The following is a 19,314-nucleotide window of genomic DNA, read 5'->3' as shown; positions in this document are numbered from 1 at the left end:
AGTGCCAGCAACAACCTGCCGCCTCAGAATCGGTAACGCGCCACGACCTGGGCCGAGCGCGAGGCTCCCGGCAGATTCAGATTGGGCGAGCTGCCATGGCCCGCCACGATGTAGCGGCGGTCCAGCAGGTTGTTGAGCTTGAGCTGCACATCCCAGGGGCCCATGCGGTAGTAGGCCATGGCGTCCACGGTGGTGTAGCCGGGCAAGGTGACGGTGTTGCCGGGATTGGCGAAGCGAGCACCGACATAGTTCAGGCCACCGCCCACGCCGAAACCATTGCCCAGCGCCTTGGTCAGCCACAGGTTGGCGCTGTGCCTGGGCGTCAGCGTGGGCCGCTTGCCTTGCACCGGCTGGCCGGCGTCAACCGCGGGCGACGTGGTCATCTCGCCATCCAGGTAGGCATAGCCAGCCCATAGCTGCCAGCTCGGCGCGACCTCGCCGGCAAAGGTCAGCTCCAGGCCCCGGGTACGCTGCACGCCCAGAGGGACCAAGGTATTGCTCACAGGGTCGGTGCTCTTGATATTGGTGCGCTCCAGCTGGAACAGCGAGGCAGTGAACGAGGACTTGCCGTCCGGCATGTCCCATTTGACGCCAACTTCCTGGTTGGTAGTCTTTTCCGGCGCGATTTGCGCATTGTTGGCAGCCAGCGAGAAAGCCTCACCCGACGGCTGGAAGGACTTGCTCCAGGAAGCGTAGTACGACCAGGTGCCCGAGGGCTGGTAGACCAGGCCGGCGCGCGGACTCCAGGTGGAGTCCGTGCGGCCCAGGTTCGACCGGCCGGGCAGGCGGTCATAGGTTTCCTGCTCGAAACGGTCGTAGCGCAGGCCGGCCAGGACCTTCCACTTCGGGCTCAGCTCGATCATATCCTGGGTATAAAACGCCAGGGTCTTGAAGGTACCAAGGTTATCCGCGCCGGGAACACGGGAAGTGCTCAGGGGCAGGGTCGGGAGCACGGGATTGAACAGTGCAAAGTCTCGGATCCTGCCGGTGGCGTCGGTCACGGGCGCCGAGTAATTCACCAGATTCTTGTTCTGCTGCCCCACTTCCATGCCGTACAGCAACTGGTGCTTCATGCCCAGGAATTTCGCCTTTTGTGTCAGTTCTGTCTGGTTGAACCATCCATGTTCATCACGGTAGACATTGCCGTGGTTGAGCGTGAACGAGAGTTTTTTCTCGTTCACGCTACGCGTCAGCGTGTTGTTGCGGTCCAGCGAATAGGTGTAGTAACGAAAGGCGTTGCGCAGTGCCAGACTTTCGTTGAAGCGGTGATTCAATGTAAGGCCGACCGAATCGACCCTGGACTGGTTGAAGTCCACGTCCCGGGCATTCGCTGCGCCGTAGTAGGCAACTGCCGGAACGTCGAGCGGTCGTCCGTTGAGTGCTGGAATGCCAAAGTCGGTCAGGCGGCGATCTTTCAGATGATCCATCTGTAGCAGAACATTGGTGTCGGCACTGGCTTTGAACAACAGCGAAGCCGCCAGCGCATCGCGGTCCAGGAACTGCTGGTCGCGGTAACTGTCCGCACGCTCCAATGCACCGGTGATGCGGAAGGCAAAACGGCTGTCCTCTGGCGCACGCGCCAGGTCGAAATCTCCGCGGCGCTGGTTCCAGCTGCCCAGCGTCAAGCCCACTTCGCTGAGGTTGATGCCGGGCTTCTTGGTGATGCGGTTGATCAGGCCACCCGAGGAGCCGCGGCCGTAGAGCACCGAGGCCGGGCCTTTGAGCACTTCGATCTGCTCGATGTTGGACAGATCGCGGAAATACAGCGCGTCGTCGCGCAAGCCATCCACGAATTGGTCGGCAATGGCCGAGAAGCCGCGAATGGTGACCTGGTCGCGCTGCCCATCGCCATGGGAAAGCCCCACGCCAGGCACCATCTTGAGTGCATCCTGCATGGATTGCACCACCTGGTCGCGCAGCAGGCTCTGCGGGACCACATTCACGATCTGGGGAATATCGCGCAGCGGCGCTTCGACCTTGGTTGCGCTAGTGGCCGTGGGTGGGTTGTAGCTGGGCTCCACCTCTCTGTCGCTGCGGACCTGGACTTCCTGCAGCGTGACCTCGGCCGCCTGCTGCGCCACGGCGGCGCCGGAAAATGCCAGACCCAATGCCGCTGCCAGCGGCGTATACCTCAATGCCATGAATGCCTCGTTATATGAAGTTTTTGACGGGGCTTGGCTGGGTCTGCCAGGAGGGCTGTTCTGGCGTCAAGTGGCTAAAACCTGATCTGCTCCGCTGGAGCACATGAATATTAAACAAGAATCAATCTCGTTTTTACATCAACTTTACGCTCCAGAAATATCTTGTTTGCAGCACAGCAAGTCAGGACACCGGCTCAGGCACGTTGCCCTTCGGCATTCACGACGACTTCGCCATCTTCCTTGCAGAATGCTCCGCGCTGAGCTTGCGGAAGTATGGCCAGTACGAGCTCCGATGGCCGGCACAGCCGCGTGGCAAGCGGCGTGACCACGATGGGCCGATTGATGAGGATGGGATGCTGAAGCATGAAGTCGATCAGTTGTTCATCGGTCCACTGGGGGTCGTCCAGGCCCAGGTCGGCATAAGGAGTGCCTTTTTCGCGCAGTACCGCGCGCACAGGGACACCCATGGCGGAGATCAGCCGCTTCAGCGTATCGCGGTCAGGCGGAGTTTTCAGATATTCAATGACCGTAGGCTCTTCACCGCTGTTTCGGATCATGCCGAGCACGTTGCGCGAGGTGCCACAGGCGGGGTTGTGATAGATCGTGATGTTGCTCATGGCGGAAAGGCTTTATTGGTCAATGGCCGTCGAACTGCGCTCGTACCAGCTCCTGCTACGGTTGACCCAACGCACAATCAGCAGCATCAGCGGAACTTCTATCAGCACGCCGACTACCGTGGCCAACGCTGCACCGGAGTGAAAGCCAAACAGGCTGATGGCTGTAGCCACGGCCAGCTCGAAAAAGTTGGAGGCGCCAATCAATGCCGACGGGCAGGCAATGCTGTGCTGCTCGCCTGCACGACGATTGAGCCAATAGGCCAGGCCGGAATTGAAGAGTACCTGGATAAGAATGGGCACCGCCAGCATGGCGATCACCAGAGGCTGCTTCAGGATGGTTTCGCCCTGAAATGCGAACAGCAGCACCAATGTCAGCAGCAGCGCAGCCATGGACAGCGGCCCCATGCGGGACAGTGCGGCCTCGAAGGCCGTTTTCCCCCGGTTCAGCAATGCGCGGCGCCAGAACTGGGACAGGACGACCGGAACCACGATATACAACACCACCGACACCAGCAGCGTACTCCAGGGCACGGCGATGGATGACAGGCCCAGCAGCAAGCCCACGATGGGAGCATAAGCGAACACCATGATGGCATCGTTCAGCGCAACCTGAGACAGAGTGAACACAGGGTCGCCTCCCGTCAACCGGCTCCAGACGAATACCATGGCCGTGCAAGGCGCAGCCGCCAGCAGGATCAAGCCGGCGATATAGTTATTCAGTTGACCAGCAGGCAGCCACGGTGCAAAGACATGCCGAATGAACAGCCAGCCCAGGATGGCCATGGAAAACGGCTTGACGGCCCAATTGATGAACAGCGTCACGCCAATGCCGCGCCAGTGCTGCCTGACCAGGCCCAGCGCGCCGAAGTCCACCTTGAGGAGCATCGGGACGATCATCACCCAGATCAGGACGCCGACCGGAAGATTGACTTGCGCAACTTCCCATCGCGCGACGGCCTGGAACATGCGGGGGAAGAACTGGCCCAGAGCAACGCCCAGCACGATGCATACAAATACCCACAGTGTCAGATAGCGCTCGAAGGCATTCATCGAGGGCACGCCCGGCGTGCAGCTTGCGGTTGCAGCTTGTGTCATAGGAATTGGCATCAGCAGCAAGAACGGGAGATATGGGCAGGGCCCGTGACTTCGCATGCGCCGCCCTGGCAGCAATGCTCGGTCAGATAAGCAAGCAAGCCGTTCATCTGCATGAAATCAGCGCGATAGATCAAGTTGCGCCCCTGCTGCTCCACCGTGACCAGCCCTCCATGGGCCAGTTCCTTCAAATGGAAAGACAGCGCGTTGCGGGCCACATCAAGCTGCTCGGCCATCACGCTGGGAGTCAGCCCTTGGGGGCCGGCCACCACCAGGGCCCGAAATGCGCGCAAGCGCTGGGTATGCGCAAGAGCGCTTAAAGCACATACAGCCTGATCTTCTTTCATTATTCAATAATACAAGATTATTTGAATAATTGTATCCAGAAACGCAATCGTTCTCTATGACGGACTTTTGTAGTGGCAGCTACAGCATTGCAGCAAGCGCGACAAAAACCTAAGCTTTTTCCATGACGCTCATCTCCAACTCCTGGCTGGCTCTGATCATCAGTCTTCCAGCCTCAAGTGCCACACCGCGCATGCGGATCTGGCGTGCCGTCAAGAGCCTGGGCTGCGCCGCCTTGCGTGACGGAGCCTACCTGCTCCCTGAAAAGGCCGAACAGGCAACGCAACTGCAGTCCCTGGCAGATGAGGTCCAGCAAGAGGGAGGCCAAGCCTGGCTGCTGCATGTCCAAGCGAGGAACATGGCCGACCAAGCCGCCTACCAGGCTTTGTTTGACCGCACCAAAGACTACGCCCAATGGCTGCTGGACTTGGCCGCGGCACGCAAAACACTGTCCAGCCTTGGCTCGACCGAGCTCAACCGCCTGGAGCGTCGGCAAGCCCGTGCCTATGACGCCATCCGCAAGATCGACTTCTTTCCCGGTGAAATTTCAATACGCGCCCAGGCCCAATGGCGCGACTTCGTCAACGCCGTCGCCACGATGCAATCGCCTGGCGAGCCCCTGGCAACTACCGGAAGCATTGCCAGGCGGGATCGCATGCAGTATCAGGGACGGCGCTGGGCAACGCGCCGAAACCTCTGGGTAGACCGCGTGGCCAGCGCCTGGCTGATCCAGCGCTTCATCGACCCACATGCATGCTTTCTGTGGCTGGACGACCCTGCCGACTGCCCGCCCGAGGCACTGGGCTTCGACTTCGACGGCGCAACCTTTTCGCACATCGGCGAGCGTGTGACGTTCGAGGTCCTGCTGGCGAGCTTTGGCTTGGAAGGCGACCGTGGCCTGGCGCAGCTCGGCGCGATGGTGCATGCGCTGGATGTGGGTGGCACGCCCACCGCCGAGGCTGCGGGGTTCGAAGCCGTGCTGGCCGGTGCTAGAAAGCGCTGGCCTGACGACGACTCGCTCCTTGCAGACATTGGCGGAGTGCTGGATTCGCTGCACGCACATTTTTCCACCCCACGCAAACCGTAACCTCCAAGCACTCCGGAGATGAACATGAACGACCCCGGTACAACGGCAGTAGCCGCCACCAACGCGGCAAACGCGCCTGGCTACACGCTCTGGCAACTTGTGCGCTACATGCTCGCCCTGGGCACCTGGGGCTTCGGCGGCCCAGTTGCACTGGCGGGCTACATGTACCGCGACTTGGTGGAAAAGCGCCAATGGATCACCGATGCCGACTACAAGGAGGGGTTGGCCCTGGCTCAGCTGATGCCGGGGCCCCTGGCCGCACAGCTGGCAATCTACCTCGGCTATGTCCACTATCGGTTTCTGGGTGCTTCCCTGGTCGGGATAGCCTTTGTGCTGCCGTCCTTCTGCATGGTCGTGGCGCTTGGTGCAGCTTACGTGGCTTACGGCGGCATCGGCTGGATGCAGTCGGTGTTCTATGGCGTTGGCGCTGCCGTGACAGGCATCATCGCCCTGAGCGCCTACAAGCTGGCGAACAAGAGCATCGGCAAGGACAAGCTGCTGTGGCCCATCTTTCTGGCCAGCGCATCCATCACCGTGATCACCAAGTCGGAAGAAGTCTGGCTCTTCCTCGGCGCGGGCATGCTGGTGTGGTTCTGGCGGGCGCCTCCGGCCTGGCTGGTACGCAAGCGTGACATCAACAGCGTTACAGTGCATCTGGCGGGGCTGTTCGCACTCGGTACCGTCGACTGGACCAGGCTCAAGCAGATCGGCCTGTACTTCGCCTATGCGGGCAGTTTCGTCTTCGGCAGCGGCCTGGCGATCGTACCCTTTCTCTACGGTGGCGTCGTCAAGGAATACGGCTGGCTGTCCGAACGGCAGTTCGTGGATGCGGTGGCCGTGGCCATGATCACGCCGGGTCCGGTGGTGATCACCACGGGCTTCATCGGCTACCTGGTCAGTGGCTTCTGGGGGGCAGTGGTGGCAGCGTTAGCCACTTTCGTACCCTGCTACCTGTTCACGGTGATCCCTGCACCGTACTTCAAGAAATACGGCAAGCGCCCGGACGTCATCGCGTTTGTGGATGGCGTCACGGCCGCTGCCATCGGCTCCATCGCAGGAGCGGTAATTGTCATTGGCCAGCGTTCCATCTCCGATGGGATCACTGCCGCATTGACGACTGGCACAGCAGCCATTCTGTGGCGCTTCAAGAAGATTCCCGAGCCAGTGGTCGTGGTGACAGCGGCACTCATCGGGCTGATCGTGCACCCGCTCGTCATGCACAGCCGGCCATAACGCATACGTCTGCCTCTGTCGAACGCAGCACAGGCGCTCCCCTCGGACGACTTCAGGCGGTTGGACAGTGGCTCCCTGCCCGACGTATCAGGATGATTGATATCAGGCATCACTCTGCCGGAAAGATCCCACTTTTTCGTGCTGCTCCCTGGCCGCCGGGACCGGGCCCGGCATGCGACAGGTTTTCTGAAGATGGAGGAGAATTTCGTCAGCCCCATCCACACTCGACAGCAAGAGGGCTTAACCACGGCGAGACCAAAGAACCGTTCACGCTGGATTGATGATCAGGAGAACTAGAACATGTCCTTTGGGGAGGGGAAGGCGGAAGACCATTCCCTATGCGGAGAAATTCGAAGCAGTATCCGCAAGATATTGGCAGCAAAGCACGATGCCCAGCTAGCAGCCTACCTGCTGGTGGTGGTCGTCCTTTCCGTACTGGCTGCTACCTGCTGGCAGATCTGGACGGCGCGCCAGCGTACCCTGGCTGAAATCGACACCAACAACCGCAATCTGGCACAGACACTGAACACTTATGCGGAAGGGGTCCTCACCCAGAGTTCCATGCTGCTGCTGGGGATGGCCGAGCGCCTGGAAGCCGAAGGGGTTGCACCAGAGCATTTGCAACGCATACAGCAGCTCGTCAATCGACAGGAAAGCCTTCTCAACCAGCTTAACGAACTGCTCGTGGTTGACGCTCGCGGCAAATGGCTGATGTCTTCCAAAGGCAGGTTTCCCACAGGCACAAGCAGCGCTGACCGCAGCTATTTCCTGCATCACCGCGAAGATGCCTCTGACAATGTCTTTATCGGCGCGCCCATACGTAGCCGGTCCACGGGCGAATGGGTAATTACCGTGAGCCGTCGCTTCAAGGATGGGCAGGGACGCTTCGGCGGGGTCATTGTTGCGACACTGGGCATAGAGAATTTCTTGCGCCTGTTCGGGAAGATAGACATCGGCGAACATGGAGTGATTGCACTGGCGACCACCGGTGGTCTGCTCTTAGTCCGGCATCCATTCCGCGAGCAGGATCTTGGGCGTGATTTCTCGCGCTCACCCAATTTCCTGCGCCACTATCCCAGCTTGAAATTTGGTACGGCCTCCTTCGAATCCAGCATCGACGGAACCGAAAGGCTTTATGCCTTCAGGAGCAATGATCGTTATCCGATATTCATCACCGTAGCGCAGGGCAGAGACGAGGCATTACGCGCATGGCGACGCCATGCCCTTCTGACCGCCACTGTCGTGTCGAGTCTGCTTGCATTGATCACTGTCATAGGCTGGCGCCTGATTCTGGTCATAAGGCTGCGCGCGCAGGCTGAATCGTCACTCGTTGCCGCACGCGAGAAACTGCTCGAAGCCAACTACCAGCTGGAGCAGTTGGCAACGCAGGACCCCCTTACAGGATTGGCAAATCGACGCCGTTTTGACGACGTACTGAAGCGGGAAACCAAGCGCGCCGCGCGTGAAGCAACGCCGCTGTCGCTTTTGCTCATTGACCTGGACTGTTTCAAGGGTTTCAACGATCACTACGGCCATGTCGCGGGCGACGAATGCCTGAAGGCGGTTTCGCGCCAGCTGGCGCTCTCCGCCAAACGCCCGGGAGACCTTGCTGCCAGATATGGCGGGGAGGAGCTGGCCCTCGTTCTTCCGTCCACCCCGGCAGAAGGAGCCATGCAGGTTGCGAGACAGCTCTTGGCACGCATACGGGAGCTGGGCATCGCCCACAAGGCCAGCTCTTTCGGCTGCGTCACTGCCAGCATAGGAGTCGCGAGCTTGCAGAGCCGGCAAGAACCCGAGGAGTTGGTCGAAGCGGCGGATCGCGCGTTGTATCGTGCCAAGACTGCGGGGCGCAATCGAGCAGAATTCTGAACCCGGAGGTACCGGGCTCCACCTTCATCAATGGCTTGCACGGACAGGGAAGAATCCGGTGTCGGCAGTCCTGCTTTCGCAGCCATTCAAGTGTCACCCCGTGTCCAGGAACTCAATCGGTTCAACGGCACAAAAAATCTTCGTGGCCTGGCCATCCCGGTCCATTTACGGGTTGCACCTAGGCAAAGCCAATGTGCTTGTTGAACGGCATCTCGCGCAAGCGCAAGCCAGTCGCTGCAAAAATGGCGTTCGCAAGCGCCGGCGCCGCCGGCGGCACCGGGGGCTCGCCAGCACCGCGGACCTGGGCTCCATTTTCCAAACCACGCACTTCGATCTCGGGACACTGGTATAGCCTCAGGCCCTGGTACGCATGGAAATTTGTCTGCTGCGCCTTGCCATCGGCATAGGTAAGCTCGCAGTTCATTGCATGGCCCAGGCCCCAGACGACGCCACCCTTGACCTGGTTGTCGAAATTGACAGGATCGACGATCTTGCCGACATCCAGCGCCACCCACACTTTGTCGATACGCATTCCGCTTGGTGTCTGCGTGACCTCGACCACCTCGGCGCAAGGCACGCCGAACGACTCGACGAGGGCCACACCGCGGCCACGCCCCGCACCCAGCTTGGCCCCCTTCCACTCCGACATTTCCGCCACAGCCTCCAGCACCTTGCGCGCCACGGCGTCCCGTGCGAGGCGCAAGCGCTCCTGCATGGGATCACCGCCCGCTGCATGGATCAACTCGTCGAGAAATCCGTCGGCAAAGAAGCCGGCAGACGAGGCGCCGACCGAGCGCCATGAACTCGTGGGTACCAGTTCGGGTACACGGTAGGCCCGCATGCGAAAGTGCGGCAGCGCATAGGGCAGGTTCCAGGCACCGGCAGGAATCTGCCCGTCCGGCCCAGGCATCGGTTGCCCCAGGCGCTTCATCTGCGAGGCGCTGGCGGAAACCGAGGCAATGTCCAGGGCGTATGCCTCCACCTTGCCGTCCTTCACGCAGCCGCTCGCGCGGCTCATCGAGATCTGGCGCGGGAAATCCTGCGCGAAATCGTCCTCGCGACTGAAAGTCAGCTGGATGGGCACGCCAGGCACCTGCCTGGCCACTTCGGCGGCGAGGGCAATATGCTCGGTCTCGAGACGATGGCCAAAGCTGCCTCCGCAGTATTGGTTGTGCAAATGCACTTTTTCCACTGCCACGCCGGTGATTCTGGCGACCCTTTCCTGCGCAAAACGCGGCACCTGGGTGCCAACCCAGATATCCACCCGTTCGGGCGCGACCCTGGCGACAGCGGAAAGAGGCTCCAGCGGCGCGTGGGCCAGATAAGGGGCCCGGTATTCGGCGCTGAGGACATCGCCGCCCAGAGCCTTCTCCATTTCGCCATCATTGCGCCATTCCTTGTCGAGGCGCTCCGCGACAAACGACTCAGCGACGGCACGCCAATGGTCATCCTGTTCTGCCGGATAAGGGGCCTGACCCCAGTCGAACACGATCGCGTCGGCCGCCCGAAAGGCTCGCCAGGTGTTGTCGGCGATCACGGCCACGCCATTGGCCAAGGGTACGATCTTGCTTACACCTCGCATGCCTGTGGCTGCTTGGGCGTCATAGCTGTTCATCTTGCCGCCCTTGCGCGGATTGACTTTCACGGCGGCATGCAGCATGCCATCCATGCGAATGTCGATGCCGAAGGTCAGCGTACCGGTGGATTTGGGAACAATGTCCAGCCGCTGCATTGGCCTGCCGATCAAGCGCCATTGCGCAGGATCGCGCAGCGTGACGTCCTGCACGGGCTCGATGGTACTTGCCTCGCGTGCCAGATCGGTATAGTCCAGACGCTGGCCATCGGGCAGTACGACCGCACCTTTCTCCGTTCTCAGCTGCGCCACGGGCACACCGCTATGCCGGGATGCCGCGGCCTTGAGCGTTTCGCGCGCAATGGCGCCGGCTCTGCGCAGCTTGGTGAAACTGTCAGGCACAGTGCTCGAGCCACCGGTCAGCTGCAGCCCAAGCACCTTGAACAAAGCCCCCAGGGCCAACCTCGCGGCTTCTGCGGAGGTGCTGGTGTCGGAGGACATGAAAGGCACCTGCTCGCCGGAAAGGGCCGTGTTGTAGTAAGCAGCGCTCGGAACACCGGGCTCGACGGTGAACTGCCCCCAATCCAGGTCAAGCTCTTCGGCAATGAGGGCCGCCTGGACCGAACGCACGCCCTGGCCCAAGTCGGTATGGGGAGCGATGAGCGTGATGCCTCGGGCGTCGATCTTGACCCATGGATTGAATACGGCCCGGCCCTCGCCTCGATCTGCAAGCAAGGGATTGGCCGGCGTTTTGCGTACCAGATAGGTACCAAAAGCCACGCCACCGGCAATGGCAACCGAGCTGACCAGAAAGGTGCGGCGAGCCGCGTTGGCAAGCTTGCCCATGTCAGGCCTTCTTCAAGTTGTGCGCGGCGGCCTTTACCGCTTCACGAATGCGCGGATAGGTACCGCAGCGGCAGAGGTTGCCCGACATCGCAGTGTCTATCTCGGCCTCCGAGGGAGCCGGATTGATTGCGAGCAAGGTGGCTGCCGCCATGATCTGGCCGGGCTGGCAGTAGCCACACTGCGCCACTTGGTGCTCTATCCAGGCCTTTTGGACTGCATGCAGGGCATCGGGGGTGCCGAGCCCTTCGATGGTCGTCACCCGGCCCTGCACCTGCCCGACGGGCAATGAACAAGATCGCACTGCGGCGCCATCGACGTGGACCGTGCAGGCACCGCACATGGCGATGCCGCAGCCATACTTCGGCCCGGTGATGTGGAGTTCGTCCCGCAGAACCCATAACAGCGGCATCTCGGCTTCGACATCAAGTTCGTACCGCTTGCCATCGACGTTCAAATGCATGGAAACCTCCTTGGTCCGGTGGCGAGCTGTCACAGTGGCCGGGGAGCGTACAGCGCGCTCTGAAAGAGCGGCACGTATTCATACCTGACCAGCCTCCCAAGCTTCAAAGCCTTGATGTATGCCGACAGGCCGCCCTCCGTCAGGTGGATTTTCACCGAATCGGCATGCGAACTGCTGGCATGACCGAACTGGCGAGATATCGCATGGCCGGTCGTCAGCTGCCCCTGATGATCGAGATTGGTGAAGCTGTTCGTGACCAGCGAACCCCTGTTGGAAAGACGGCCCAGCTTCCTGCCTTCGAACATGACGTCGATCCTACTTGTTTCGCTGTCGAATATCTCGGCGATCACCGATTTCTCCGTCTCCCGGTACCTGATGTCCGTTCGCCATTTCGGCAGGTTGTAGCCCACGACACCTCGGACCCTGGCCAGCTCCGTATTCACGGGAAGCTGGAGCACATAGCCCCATAAGTCACTCGACAGCGATTGGCTCAACAAGGCAAAGGGCCCCCGACCGGTCGAACCGGGCCTGCTGGTAATGACAGACAGGCCGATTTCGTTGTAGCTGTCATTGTCACAACAATCATAGGCATAGGCGGTCAGAGCCACCAAGCCACGACCTGGCCAGATCCGCAGAGGATGGACTGCCTCCAAAACCTTGGAAGGCATGAGATCCTGCAGTCTCTGCAGGTCTGCCGTGAAAACGGCCGTGATCCGCCTGCTCCGGTAATAGAAGTTCGGAGAGAAGGATTCGAATCCCATATCCACCTTCTCCTTTCCGATCTGCCGGAACCAACTCAGGTCTATATCGGGATCTTCTGCTGCAATGGCGGACAGCGGTGGATTGGAACGATAGCGGTCATAAAGCCCACCCTTCACCACAGGGACGGCCAGGCCAGCAAGGCTGATCGTAGCCATCTGTGAGTCGGGTAGCGTTGCACGAGGTACTGCCGGTGCTGCAAAGTCCGTAGAGATACGTGAATGAATGGTCATGATGTGCTCTCCGTCGATTACCAGCGTCTGTCAGCACTGGCACGTACCGCTCTCCGACGCGGGTGCCGGCGAACACCCGGTGCGTTGGGCGTCTGCTGCAAGATCACCCGCCCCAAAGGGATCCCCTTTGGGTTTCGTCGCCCGGCGGAGCTTGCCAGCGAAAAATCGCTGCCACCATGTGGGTCGTACCAGCCACCGTTGACCACTTGCTCCGCCACGTGCAAGGGGCTCAATTTCTGGATCGGAATAGCGGAACCCTTGGAAAGTTGAAGCGCTGCGAACACCTTCATGATGCAATCCTGCTTGATGACGGCAAGACTCTAAGATTGAAGTTGACTTCAAAGTCAAGCGCCTATCGGCCACATCCTTTCATCGGGCTTTCCATTGATAATCCTGCACCATGCCCGCGCTTCACCATCTTCGCCTGCGAAGCATCGGCCTCCTGGGCCGCATGGTGTTGCTATGGTTCCTTGTGTCCCTGGGGGCGGCGGCAGCCTCTCCCCTCGTGAATCCCTCCGAGATTGAACTGGTGTGCTCCAGTGCTGGCACGATAAAGACCGTGGTCAGGACCGATGAAGGTGTTCAGGAGCTGGGCGCTGCACATTTCGACTGCCCGATGTGCATGTTGCAGGGCGCCCCGCCCCCTGTAGAGCCCGGACTGCGGCCCCCGCTGCCACAGCCCTTGAGCTACCTGCTGCAAACCATTCCCGCCGCCCGCATAGCGGCAATCACCGCCGCGCCTTTGCCGGCGCGCGGCCCGCCTCTGCTCTGATTTGCCATTGAAACCATTGGCGCTCCGTGTCCTGCGTAGATGCGGCTGCGCATGTCATTGCAGATCGATGGCCCCAGGGCCCAGAGGCTTTACCCATGAAACACCCCGTGCTGTCGCATGCGCCTGGCGCTGCGGCCATCTTGCTCTTTTCCTTCTCTATCCACGCCCAGCAGGCAGGCCCGGCCGAAGATGCCCCGGAACGCATCAAGTCCCTGGGCGTGGTAACCGTCACCGGCGGGCAACCCACATCGCTGCCCACGCAGATACCGACCACGATCGAGGGTGTCACGCGCGAAGAAATCGATGTGCGCATCAATGCCACCGACAGCGAGGATGTCCTCAAATACCTGCCCAGCCTGCTGGTGCGCAAGCGCTACAACGGCGACTACAACCACGCCGTTCTTTCCACGCGGGCTTCGGGCACCGGCAACAGCGCCCGTTCGGCCGTGTATGCGGACGGCATCCTCCTTTCCAACTATCTGGGCAACGGCATCGCCAACGGCACCAACTACGCACCTCGCTGGGGCATGGTCAGCCCTGAGGAGGTCGAACGCGTCGATGTGATGTATGGGCCGTTTTCCGCAGCTTATCCCGGCAATTCCGCCGGCGCCGTGGTGGACTACGTCACGCGCATGCCGACGAAGTTGGAGGCACATGTGAGTGCAGGCTACTCTTCACAACCCAACAATCTCTACAACACACATCAGACCTTCAACAGCTGGCAGACCAGTGCCAGCCTGGGCAGCAAGACAGGGGATTGGTCTTGGTGGCTGAGCCTGAACCACAGCGACAACAAAGGCCAGCCGCTGACCTTCGCCACGGCAACCCAGGCATCGAGGCGTACAGGCGGGGTAAGCACCCCCGTGACCGGCTATGTGCCGAGCCTCAACACCACCAACCAGCCCTGGTACATCCTGGGCACCGGCACCCAATACCACTCGATACAGGATCAGGCCAAGCTCAGGCTCGCCTACGACTTCTCGCCGACATTGCGAGCCACGTACACACTGGGATGGTGGCAGAACGCAGGTCACGCTCGCTCGCAAAGCTACCTGGCTGGCCCTGACGGGCAGCCCGTATACAGCGGCAACATCAACATCCAGGGCCGCACCTATACGCTGGTCCCTGCGACTTTCCCTCTCGCCAATGACGCCCAGACTCACGTGATGCACGGCCTGTCGCTCAAGAACAGCCCCCGGGGAACCTTCGACTGGGAAATAGCCGCCAGTATGTTCGACTACCTTAAAGATCAGCAGCGAGCCCCCACGGCCGCATTGCCGTGGGCAGCCACCGGTGGGGCCGGAACATTGCAGGACCAGAACGGGACGGGCTGGAGCACCCTGGCAGCCAAGGGGACTTGGCGCCCCGGGGGAATGCAGGGTGCGCATATCGTGGACTTCGGCATCGGGCATGACCGCTATAAGCTCGCCATCGCGAAGAGCAACGTGACCGGCGACTGGATGAGCGGAAATATGAATCCGCAATCACTGGTTAGCAATGTGGGCGGGCGCACGCAAACTACCAGTGCCTGGGCCCAAGACACCTGGCGCATCTCCTCTCAGTGGAAGACTGTGCTGGGTATGCGCTGGGAAGACTGGCAAGCCCGCGACGGCTACACAGCGACCGCTGCCAGCCGGCAAAGCTATCCCGGCCGTAGCGAATCGCACTTTTCGCCCAAGGCCGCCTTGGCTTACCAGTGGAGCAGCGACACGGTGCTCAAGGCCTCGTTGGGCCGCGCCGTACGCTTTCCCACCGTAGGAGAGCTGTACGGCGCGACCAACGGCGGGGCGCTCTCCTTCATCAACGATCCGACGCTCAAACCCGAAAAGTCCTGGACAGGCGAATTGAGCCTGGAAAAAGATCTTGGCACCGGCCTGGCCCGCGCCACGCTGTTCCATGAGACAACGCTTGATGCACTCTACAGCCAGCTCATCCCGAACACCACGACCTCACGCGTGCAGAACGTGGACAAGATGCGCACCACCGGGGTGGAGCTGGCCTACAACGGAAGCAATGTCTTCAAAAACTGGGGACTGCGGGGCGTGGACATGGGCGGCAGCTTGACCTATGCCAACTCGAAGACTGTGGCCGATGCGGCCTACCCCCAGGCCGTGGGCAAATGGCAGCCGCGCGTGCCGCGCTGGCGTGCCACCGCATGGACAAGCTATGCGCCTGACGACCACTGGGCCTTCACCGTGGCTGCCCGCTACAGCGGGAAGCAATTCTCCAACCTCGACAACAGCGATGTGAATGCGTCCACCTACTTTGGTGCCAGCAGGTATTTCACTGTGGATCTGCGTGTACGCTACCAGATTGACCGCCAGTGGTCGGCAAGCTTTGGCATCGACAATGCCAACAATTACCGATATTGGAACTTCCACCCTTACCCTCAGCGGACATATACGGCATCGCTGAAATGGGACCTTTGAGAGGTGCTCGCTGACACCGCCGGCAGCAATCAGAGAGCGCCAAGGAAAGTTGCGAACGCCTTGCTTGACAAGCATCCGACCGAATGGCATTGAGTCGCAAAGACGCCCCGCGGCCTTGTGCATCGGGACGTTTTTGCCAGGCCCCGGCAAGCGTCCGCCCCGGGTCTGTGTGCGGAAACGCTCCTGTCTCAGCCAATGACTTCTTCTGAGAAGAGCTTCCAGCGATTGCCTACTTTGCGCCAATACTGACGCAAGGGCAGCCCCTCGGCAAATGCCTTGCTGCCGGCCTTCAGATTAACGATCCGGATTTCACCCTTGGCATCTTTCCATGCGTATACCGAAAACTCCTGCAGGGAAGCTCCAGAGCCATTGAAATACGCCGACAAACGCTCCTGAGCCGTCTGCTTGATACCGGAGGATATGAAATCCGCCGCATACAGATCGGCAAGCTTGCTCCGATCTGCGCTGGCCCAGGCATTTTTCCACTCGGTCAGCACCTGGGCAAACGATGCTGCGGCCTTCAGCTGCATAGGATCCCCGGACACGGTCCACTGCAGTTTGTCGCGGATCAGCACGGGAGTCTGAGGGTCCACGGACTGCATGAGGAAAGTCAGATCCGGATTGGCAAGCACCACGCAGCCATCGCTGGCTTCGGGAATGCGTGCAAACTGGTCGGGCGGAGCACCATGCAGCCAGATGCCGCTGCCTGAGCGGCCAGCAGCTTTGTCCCAATCGTTCGGATAGTTGACGGTCAGGGCGCCCTTGCCGTAGAAATCCGGCAGCTTCATGCCAGGAATCTGGCGTCCGATGAAATAAACACCCTGTGGTGTCCTCTGATCGCCCTCCTCGGTTTTGCCCACACCCAGCTTGCCAACGGAGACATAGAAGTTCCCGATCAGGCGCAAATGCCCACCTTCGTTCGCAAACAGGTATAGCCGGGACTTGCTGGCATCAATTGCAATAGCACGCCGAACCGAGCCTCCCAACGCCAGGAACTCGCTGGGAACACTGCCTGCGGCCGGCAGGCTGCTTGCCGCATGGACACGGCGCCTGAGTTCATCCTGCAAGCCATTCAGATGCTCCTGCAGTTCGGCAGTCATGCCGGCCTGCTTCACATCGGCAGCCGGATTGTGCTTGACCAGCACTCCGCCAGCAGGGCTCGGTGCAGCGATGGCTGCACCCATCCGCCCGGTCTTGAAGCGCAGCAGATCCGCATACACCAATTGCGCCGCGCGGAAATGAGGCACTTCGGCCGTCAGATCTGCCGCCGCCTTCAATGCGCCATCCAAGTTCTGCCGCTCTACCAATTGGATAATTTCCAGGAGCCGGGCCTCCGCCTTGTTGGGTACAGCCGGTTGCACTGCAGCAGGCCTGGATTTGGGCTTCTCCTTGGCTACCTTGGCATGCACCTGCGAGCAAAGTAATGCGCTACCCAGCGCAACCGCAGCTGTGGCGGCAACAAATGCATGGGACGACTTGCAGGAAAACATGGTGCGCAGCCCCCATCTGCCGGAATATCGTGGCAGATGGTCTGTACGATCAGTCATCAGGCCCCGGTTCCTTCATGCGTGATGCGCCAGTGCCCTTTCTCACGCTGCAGCTTCAAGGTCTTCCTGGTAGTGGATTTCAGGGCGCCAGCCGCATAGTACTGACGGAACTGGGCCGTGGCTTTGTCGCCATCGACAGATACCTTGAGATCACGCAAGGAAACAGAAATCGACGACTTTCCGACAATACGCAGCCGGCGGGTCTCTTTCCACTTGGCCAAGCTGCTGCCATCTGCCGGCGTGAATTTCTCGCTATAGGCATCCAGATAGCGATTCATGTCTTGTGCTGCCCACGCAGCAGCCCAATCCTTGACTGCCGACTCCACTTCCGCCGCCGCTGGGGATTTCGCGGAAGCTTCTGCTGCCTTCTTTTCGGCCTGTGCCGGTTTTTCAACGGCTGCAGCCACTGCAGCCTGTGCCTGCTTGGGCTTTTCTTCCGTGACTTTCGTATCTGGAGACTTCACGCTAGCCTCCCCCTTGGCAGAAGCTCTGGACCCATCTTCCACCACCGCTACCTTGACAGCCTTGGCCTCCGCAGCCCTGGTGTCAGCAAGCGGCGCAGCCGCAGCTGGTTTTGTCTCGGCAGCAACTTTCACAGCGGGCTTTGTATCCGCTTGCTTGGCAGTTGCAGAAGCCACCTGCTTGACTTCAGTGCTTGTAGCCAAAGTCCCCTTGACTTCTGAAGCCTTGGCGGAAGCTGCGAGGGGTTGCGCAGGAGCAGCCTGAGCAACCACGGCTTTTGCCTGGCCACCCTGTTTGGGAAAAATTTGCGTAATAAGGGCCAATTTGGGCTGAATGGCCTGGCGTCCGCTATCCAGCTGCAAGGCCTTGGAGTAAGCCTCACTTGCCATGCGTGCATACAGGTCGCCCAGATTCTCATGGGCAGTCGCATAGCTGGGATTGGTCCGAATGGCTTGTTCCAGCACTTCGGATGCCTTTCGCTCCTGCCCTTCGGCTGCATACAGCACCGCCAGATTGTTATAGGGCTCCGGCAGATTCGGATAGTCGCGGGTCAATGCGGAAAACACCTTGATCGCCTGCGCATTCTGCTTTTGCTCCGCCGCAATCACTCCTTGCATGAAGCGCATTTGCACATCACCGGGATTTTGCTTGAGATAGCTTTCTGCCTGTTTGGCTGCCTGCGCTGCCTTGCCCTGCTCCAGCAATTTCGCGACTTCATCCACGGCCTCTTGCGAAGCATAGGCCGAAATTCCATGGACAGCCATGCCCCACCCAACGACTAATGCTGCCACGGAACGGGAAAGCAGCGAATAGGTGTGCCCAGGCACAGACGGCAGGACTCGAGATGCAATCAGCATATTGGCGCTCTCTACGCAATGGCAATGAGGGGAAATTGGCCTTTATTTGTTGCAACGGACCGGCAGCTGCAACCAAAACCTGTTGATTCTATAAGCAGAAGCCATTCCCCATAGGACCGTCGGCTCTCACTGCATAAATGCGGCCTTCGAGCGAAAGGGGTAACGCAGGAATCACGGCAGCGTTACGTAACGCGCGCCGTAACACACATTCAAGGCGGAAACCAAAAATCCGAAAAAACCATTTAAAAACAAACCATTAGATAAACAAACCGTCTCTCCATAACCCGTCACCCGGCGTGGCATGCATGTTGCAGATGTAGGTACCAGACACATTCCACGGCCTCTGGCCATCGTCTGCCCTTTGACGTCTCAACCCCTCTGGAGAGAAAAATGACAGCTCAATCAGCACAGCCAGCAGGCAATGCATCACTCGGCACAGTTCAACTGGAAGACAAGGCCTCCGGCGTTGCCATTGCCCAGCTTGGCACTACGAATGCGGCTCCTGCCGCGGTAGCTGTACAAAAGACTGGTGCTGTCGCCACTCTGTCGCAGGCATCTTCCGGAGTCCAGATTGTTCGCGCGGGAGAGGTCATGCCTGCAGAAGCTGGCAGTGCGCTGCATATTGGAGACAAGGTCATTGTTCCAGCCGAAGGCAGTGCTCAGGCACTGTTCAATGGACAAGGTGGCCAGACCTTGGTAGGAACCTTTACCGGCGGTACGCAAGCCACAGTGGCAGATAACGGCGCTGGAGCGACAGTGCTGGATCTGGCTTCCGGCCACGTGGACGTCGCCCCGGTCGGGGAAAGCGATTCATTGGGCTTGGTCGTCACCAAGGGAACTGCAGACGCTGGAGGCTCTGTTCTAGGAGACTTCTTGCTTGCAGGCCTGATCGGTGCAGGTGCCGGTGCATTGATTGCGTCATCCAGCAATAACGACGATTCGACTCCTGCCGCACGCCCCACCACACCGACGGATCCCACCCATCCGACCAA

At 60.2% G+C, this 19,314-nt stretch carries 14 protein-coding genes and 1 pseudogene; 6 read left to right on the top strand and 9 right to left on the bottom strand.

Annotated elements, in window-relative coordinates; all coding sequences use genetic code 11:
• Positions 1-23 precede the first annotated feature (23 nt).
• The 4 genes from Cte04_RS21505 to Cte04_RS21490 all read right to left on the bottom strand — a co-directional run bounded on the left by Cte04_RS21505 (position 24) and on the right by Cte04_RS21490 (position 4,197).
• Entirely contained in the window at positions 24-2,141 is a 2,118-nt protein-coding gene (locus Cte04_RS21505; protein ID WP_066483873.1) for a TonB-dependent receptor, read from the bottom strand.
• A 194-nt stretch (positions 2,142-2,335) separates the two neighbouring features.
• Positions 2,336-2,758, bottom strand: a complete 423-nt coding sequence (gene arsC / locus Cte04_RS21500; protein WP_066483872.1) for an arsenate reductase (glutaredoxin) — start codon at positions 2,756-2,758, stop codon at positions 2,336-2,338.
• A 12-nt stretch (positions 2,759-2,770) separates the two neighbouring features.
• A complete protein-coding gene (gene arsB / locus Cte04_RS21495; protein ID WP_066483871.1) occupies positions 2,771-3,853 on the bottom strand; it encodes an ACR3 family arsenite efflux transporter in 1,083 nt (360 codons plus the stop codon).
• Positions 3,854-3,864: 11 nt separating this feature from the next.
• On the bottom strand, positions 3,865-4,197 hold the full coding sequence (locus Cte04_RS21490) for an ArsR/SmtB family transcription factor (RefSeq protein WP_066483870.1): 333 nt from the start codon (positions 4,195-4,197) through the stop codon (positions 3,865-3,867).
• A 122-nt stretch (positions 4,198-4,319) separates the two neighbouring features.
• Between Cte04_RS21490 and Cte04_RS21485 the strand changes: the two genes are divergently transcribed.
• The 3 genes from Cte04_RS21485 (at position 4,320) to Cte04_RS21475 (ending at position 8,384) form a co-directional block, all read left to right on the top strand.
• Positions 4,320-5,282, top strand: coding sequence for a chromate resistance protein ChrB domain-containing protein (locus tag Cte04_RS21485; protein WP_066483869.1), 963 nt, complete (start codon positions 4,320-4,322; stop codon positions 5,280-5,282).
• Positions 5,283-5,306: 24 nt separating this feature from the next.
• Positions 5,307-6,515, top strand: a complete 1,209-nt coding sequence (locus Cte04_RS21480) for a chromate transporter (RefSeq protein WP_066483885.1) — start codon at positions 5,307-5,309, stop codon at positions 6,513-6,515.
• Between the two features lie 300 nt (positions 6,516-6,815).
• Entirely contained in the window at positions 6,816-8,384 is a 1,569-nt protein-coding gene (locus Cte04_RS21475; protein WP_083526798.1) for a sensor domain-containing diguanylate cyclase, read from the top strand.
• Between the two features lie 178 nt (positions 8,385-8,562).
• Here Cte04_RS21475 and Cte04_RS21470 read toward each other — a convergent pair whose 3' ends face one another.
• Genes Cte04_RS21470 through Cte04_RS21460 form a run of 3 tightly spaced genes read right to left on the bottom strand, consistent with a single transcriptional unit; the run spans position 8,563 to position 12,255 of the window.
• Positions 8,563-10,803, bottom strand: a complete 2,241-nt coding sequence (locus Cte04_RS21470; RefSeq protein ID WP_066483868.1) for a xanthine dehydrogenase family protein molybdopterin-binding subunit — start codon at positions 10,801-10,803, stop codon at positions 8,563-8,565.
• A 1-nt stretch (position 10,804) separates the two neighbouring features.
• Positions 10,805-11,263 carry a (2Fe-2S)-binding protein gene (locus tag Cte04_RS21465; protein ID WP_066483883.1) on the bottom strand — a complete coding sequence of 153 codons (459 nt, stop codon included), beginning with the start codon at positions 11,261-11,263 and terminating at the stop codon, positions 10,805-10,807.
• Positions 11,264-11,292: 29 nt separating this feature from the next.
• A complete protein-coding gene (locus Cte04_RS21460) occupies positions 11,293-12,255 on the bottom strand; it encodes an acetoacetate decarboxylase (ADC) (RefSeq protein WP_217997596.1) in 963 nt (320 codons plus the stop codon).
• Positions 12,256-12,655: 400 nt separating this feature from the next.
• Between Cte04_RS21460 and Cte04_RS21455 the strand changes: the two genes are divergently transcribed.
• Both Cte04_RS21455 and Cte04_RS21450 read left to right on the top strand, forming a co-directional pair.
• Positions 12,656-13,027 (top strand): DUF2946 family protein, encoded by a 372-nt coding sequence (locus tag Cte04_RS21455; RefSeq protein WP_066483866.1) that lies wholly within the window; start codon positions 12,656-12,658, stop codon positions 13,025-13,027.
• Positions 13,028-13,122: 95 nt separating this feature from the next.
• Positions 13,123-15,456 (top strand): TonB-dependent receptor, encoded by a 2,334-nt coding sequence (locus tag Cte04_RS21450; protein ID WP_066483865.1) that lies wholly within the window; start codon positions 13,123-13,125, stop codon positions 15,454-15,456.
• A 188-nt stretch (positions 15,457-15,644) separates the two neighbouring features.
• Here Cte04_RS21450 and Cte04_RS21445 read toward each other — a convergent pair whose 3' ends face one another.
• Positions 15,645-17,003 (bottom strand): L,D-transpeptidase family protein, encoded by a 1,359-nt coding sequence (locus Cte04_RS21445; protein WP_083526797.1) that lies wholly within the window; start codon positions 17,001-17,003, stop codon positions 15,645-15,647.
• On the bottom strand, positions 17,003-18,322 hold the full coding sequence (locus Cte04_RS21440) for a nuclear transport factor 2 family protein (protein ID WP_066483862.1): 1,320 nt from the start codon (positions 18,320-18,322) through the stop codon (positions 17,003-17,005). The genes Cte04_RS21445 and Cte04_RS21440 overlap by 1 nt, the downstream gene beginning before the upstream one ends.
• Positions 18,323-18,712: 390 nt before the next feature.
• Here Cte04_RS21440 and Cte04_RS21435 point away from each other — a divergent pair.
• Positions 18,713-19,314, top strand: a pseudogene (locus Cte04_RS21435) (hypothetical protein); the annotation flags it as partial.

It is taken from the genome of Comamonas terrae (assembly GCF_001544075.1).
Classification (GTDB): domain Bacteria; phylum Pseudomonadota; class Gammaproteobacteria; order Burkholderiales; family Burkholderiaceae_C; genus Comamonas; species Comamonas terrae.
This window is presented reverse-complemented; position numbering and strand designations above follow the sequence as displayed.

Bases quoted from the DNA above. Each gene is read 5' to 3' on its own strand.
- Cte04_RS21480 (WP_066483885.1), top strand. From the start codon at position 5,307: ATGAACGACCCCGGTACAACGGCAGTAGCCGCCACCAACGCGGCAAAC.
- Cte04_RS21490 (WP_066483870.1), bottom strand. From the start codon at position 4,197: ATGAAAGAAGATCAGGCTGTATGTGCTTTAAGCGCTCTTGCGCATACC.
- Cte04_RS21475 (WP_083526798.1), top strand. From the start codon at position 6,816: ATGTCCTTTGGGGAGGGGAAGGCGGAAGACCATTCCCTATGCGGAGAA.
- Cte04_RS21450 (WP_066483865.1), top strand. From the start codon at position 13,123: ATGAAACACCCCGTGCTGTCGCATGCGCCTGGCGCTGCGGCCATCTTG.
- Cte04_RS21470 (WP_066483868.1), bottom strand. From the start codon at position 10,803: ATGGGCAAGCTTGCCAACGCGGCTCGCCGCACCTTTCTGGTCAGCTCG.
- Cte04_RS21445 (WP_083526797.1), bottom strand. From the start codon at position 17,003: ATGACTGATCGTACAGACCATCTGCCACGATATTCCGGCAGATGGGGG.
- Cte04_RS21465 (WP_066483883.1), bottom strand. From the start codon at position 11,263: ATGCATTTGAACGTCGATGGCAAGCGGTACGAACTTGATGTCGAAGCC.
- Cte04_RS21460 (WP_217997596.1), bottom strand. From the start codon at position 12,255: ATGACCATTCATTCACGTATCTCTACGGACTTTGCAGCACCGGCAGTA.
- Cte04_RS21455 (WP_066483866.1), top strand. From the start codon at position 12,656: ATGCCCGCGCTTCACCATCTTCGCCTGCGAAGCATCGGCCTCCTGGGC.
- arsB (WP_066483871.1), bottom strand. From the start codon at position 3,853: ATGACACAAGCTGCAACCGCAAGCTGCACGCCGGGCGTGCCCTCGATG.
- Cte04_RS21485 (WP_066483869.1), top strand. From the start codon at position 4,320: ATGACGCTCATCTCCAACTCCTGGCTGGCTCTGATCATCAGTCTTCCA.
- Cte04_RS21505 (WP_066483873.1), bottom strand. From the start codon at position 2,141: ATGGCATTGAGGTATACGCCGCTGGCAGCGGCATTGGGTCTGGCATTT.
- Cte04_RS21440 (WP_066483862.1), bottom strand. From the start codon at position 18,322: ATGCTGATTGCATCTCGAGTCCTGCCGTCTGTGCCTGGGCACACCTAT.
- arsC (WP_066483872.1), bottom strand. From the start codon at position 2,758: ATGAGCAACATCACGATCTATCACAACCCCGCCTGTGGCACCTCGCGC.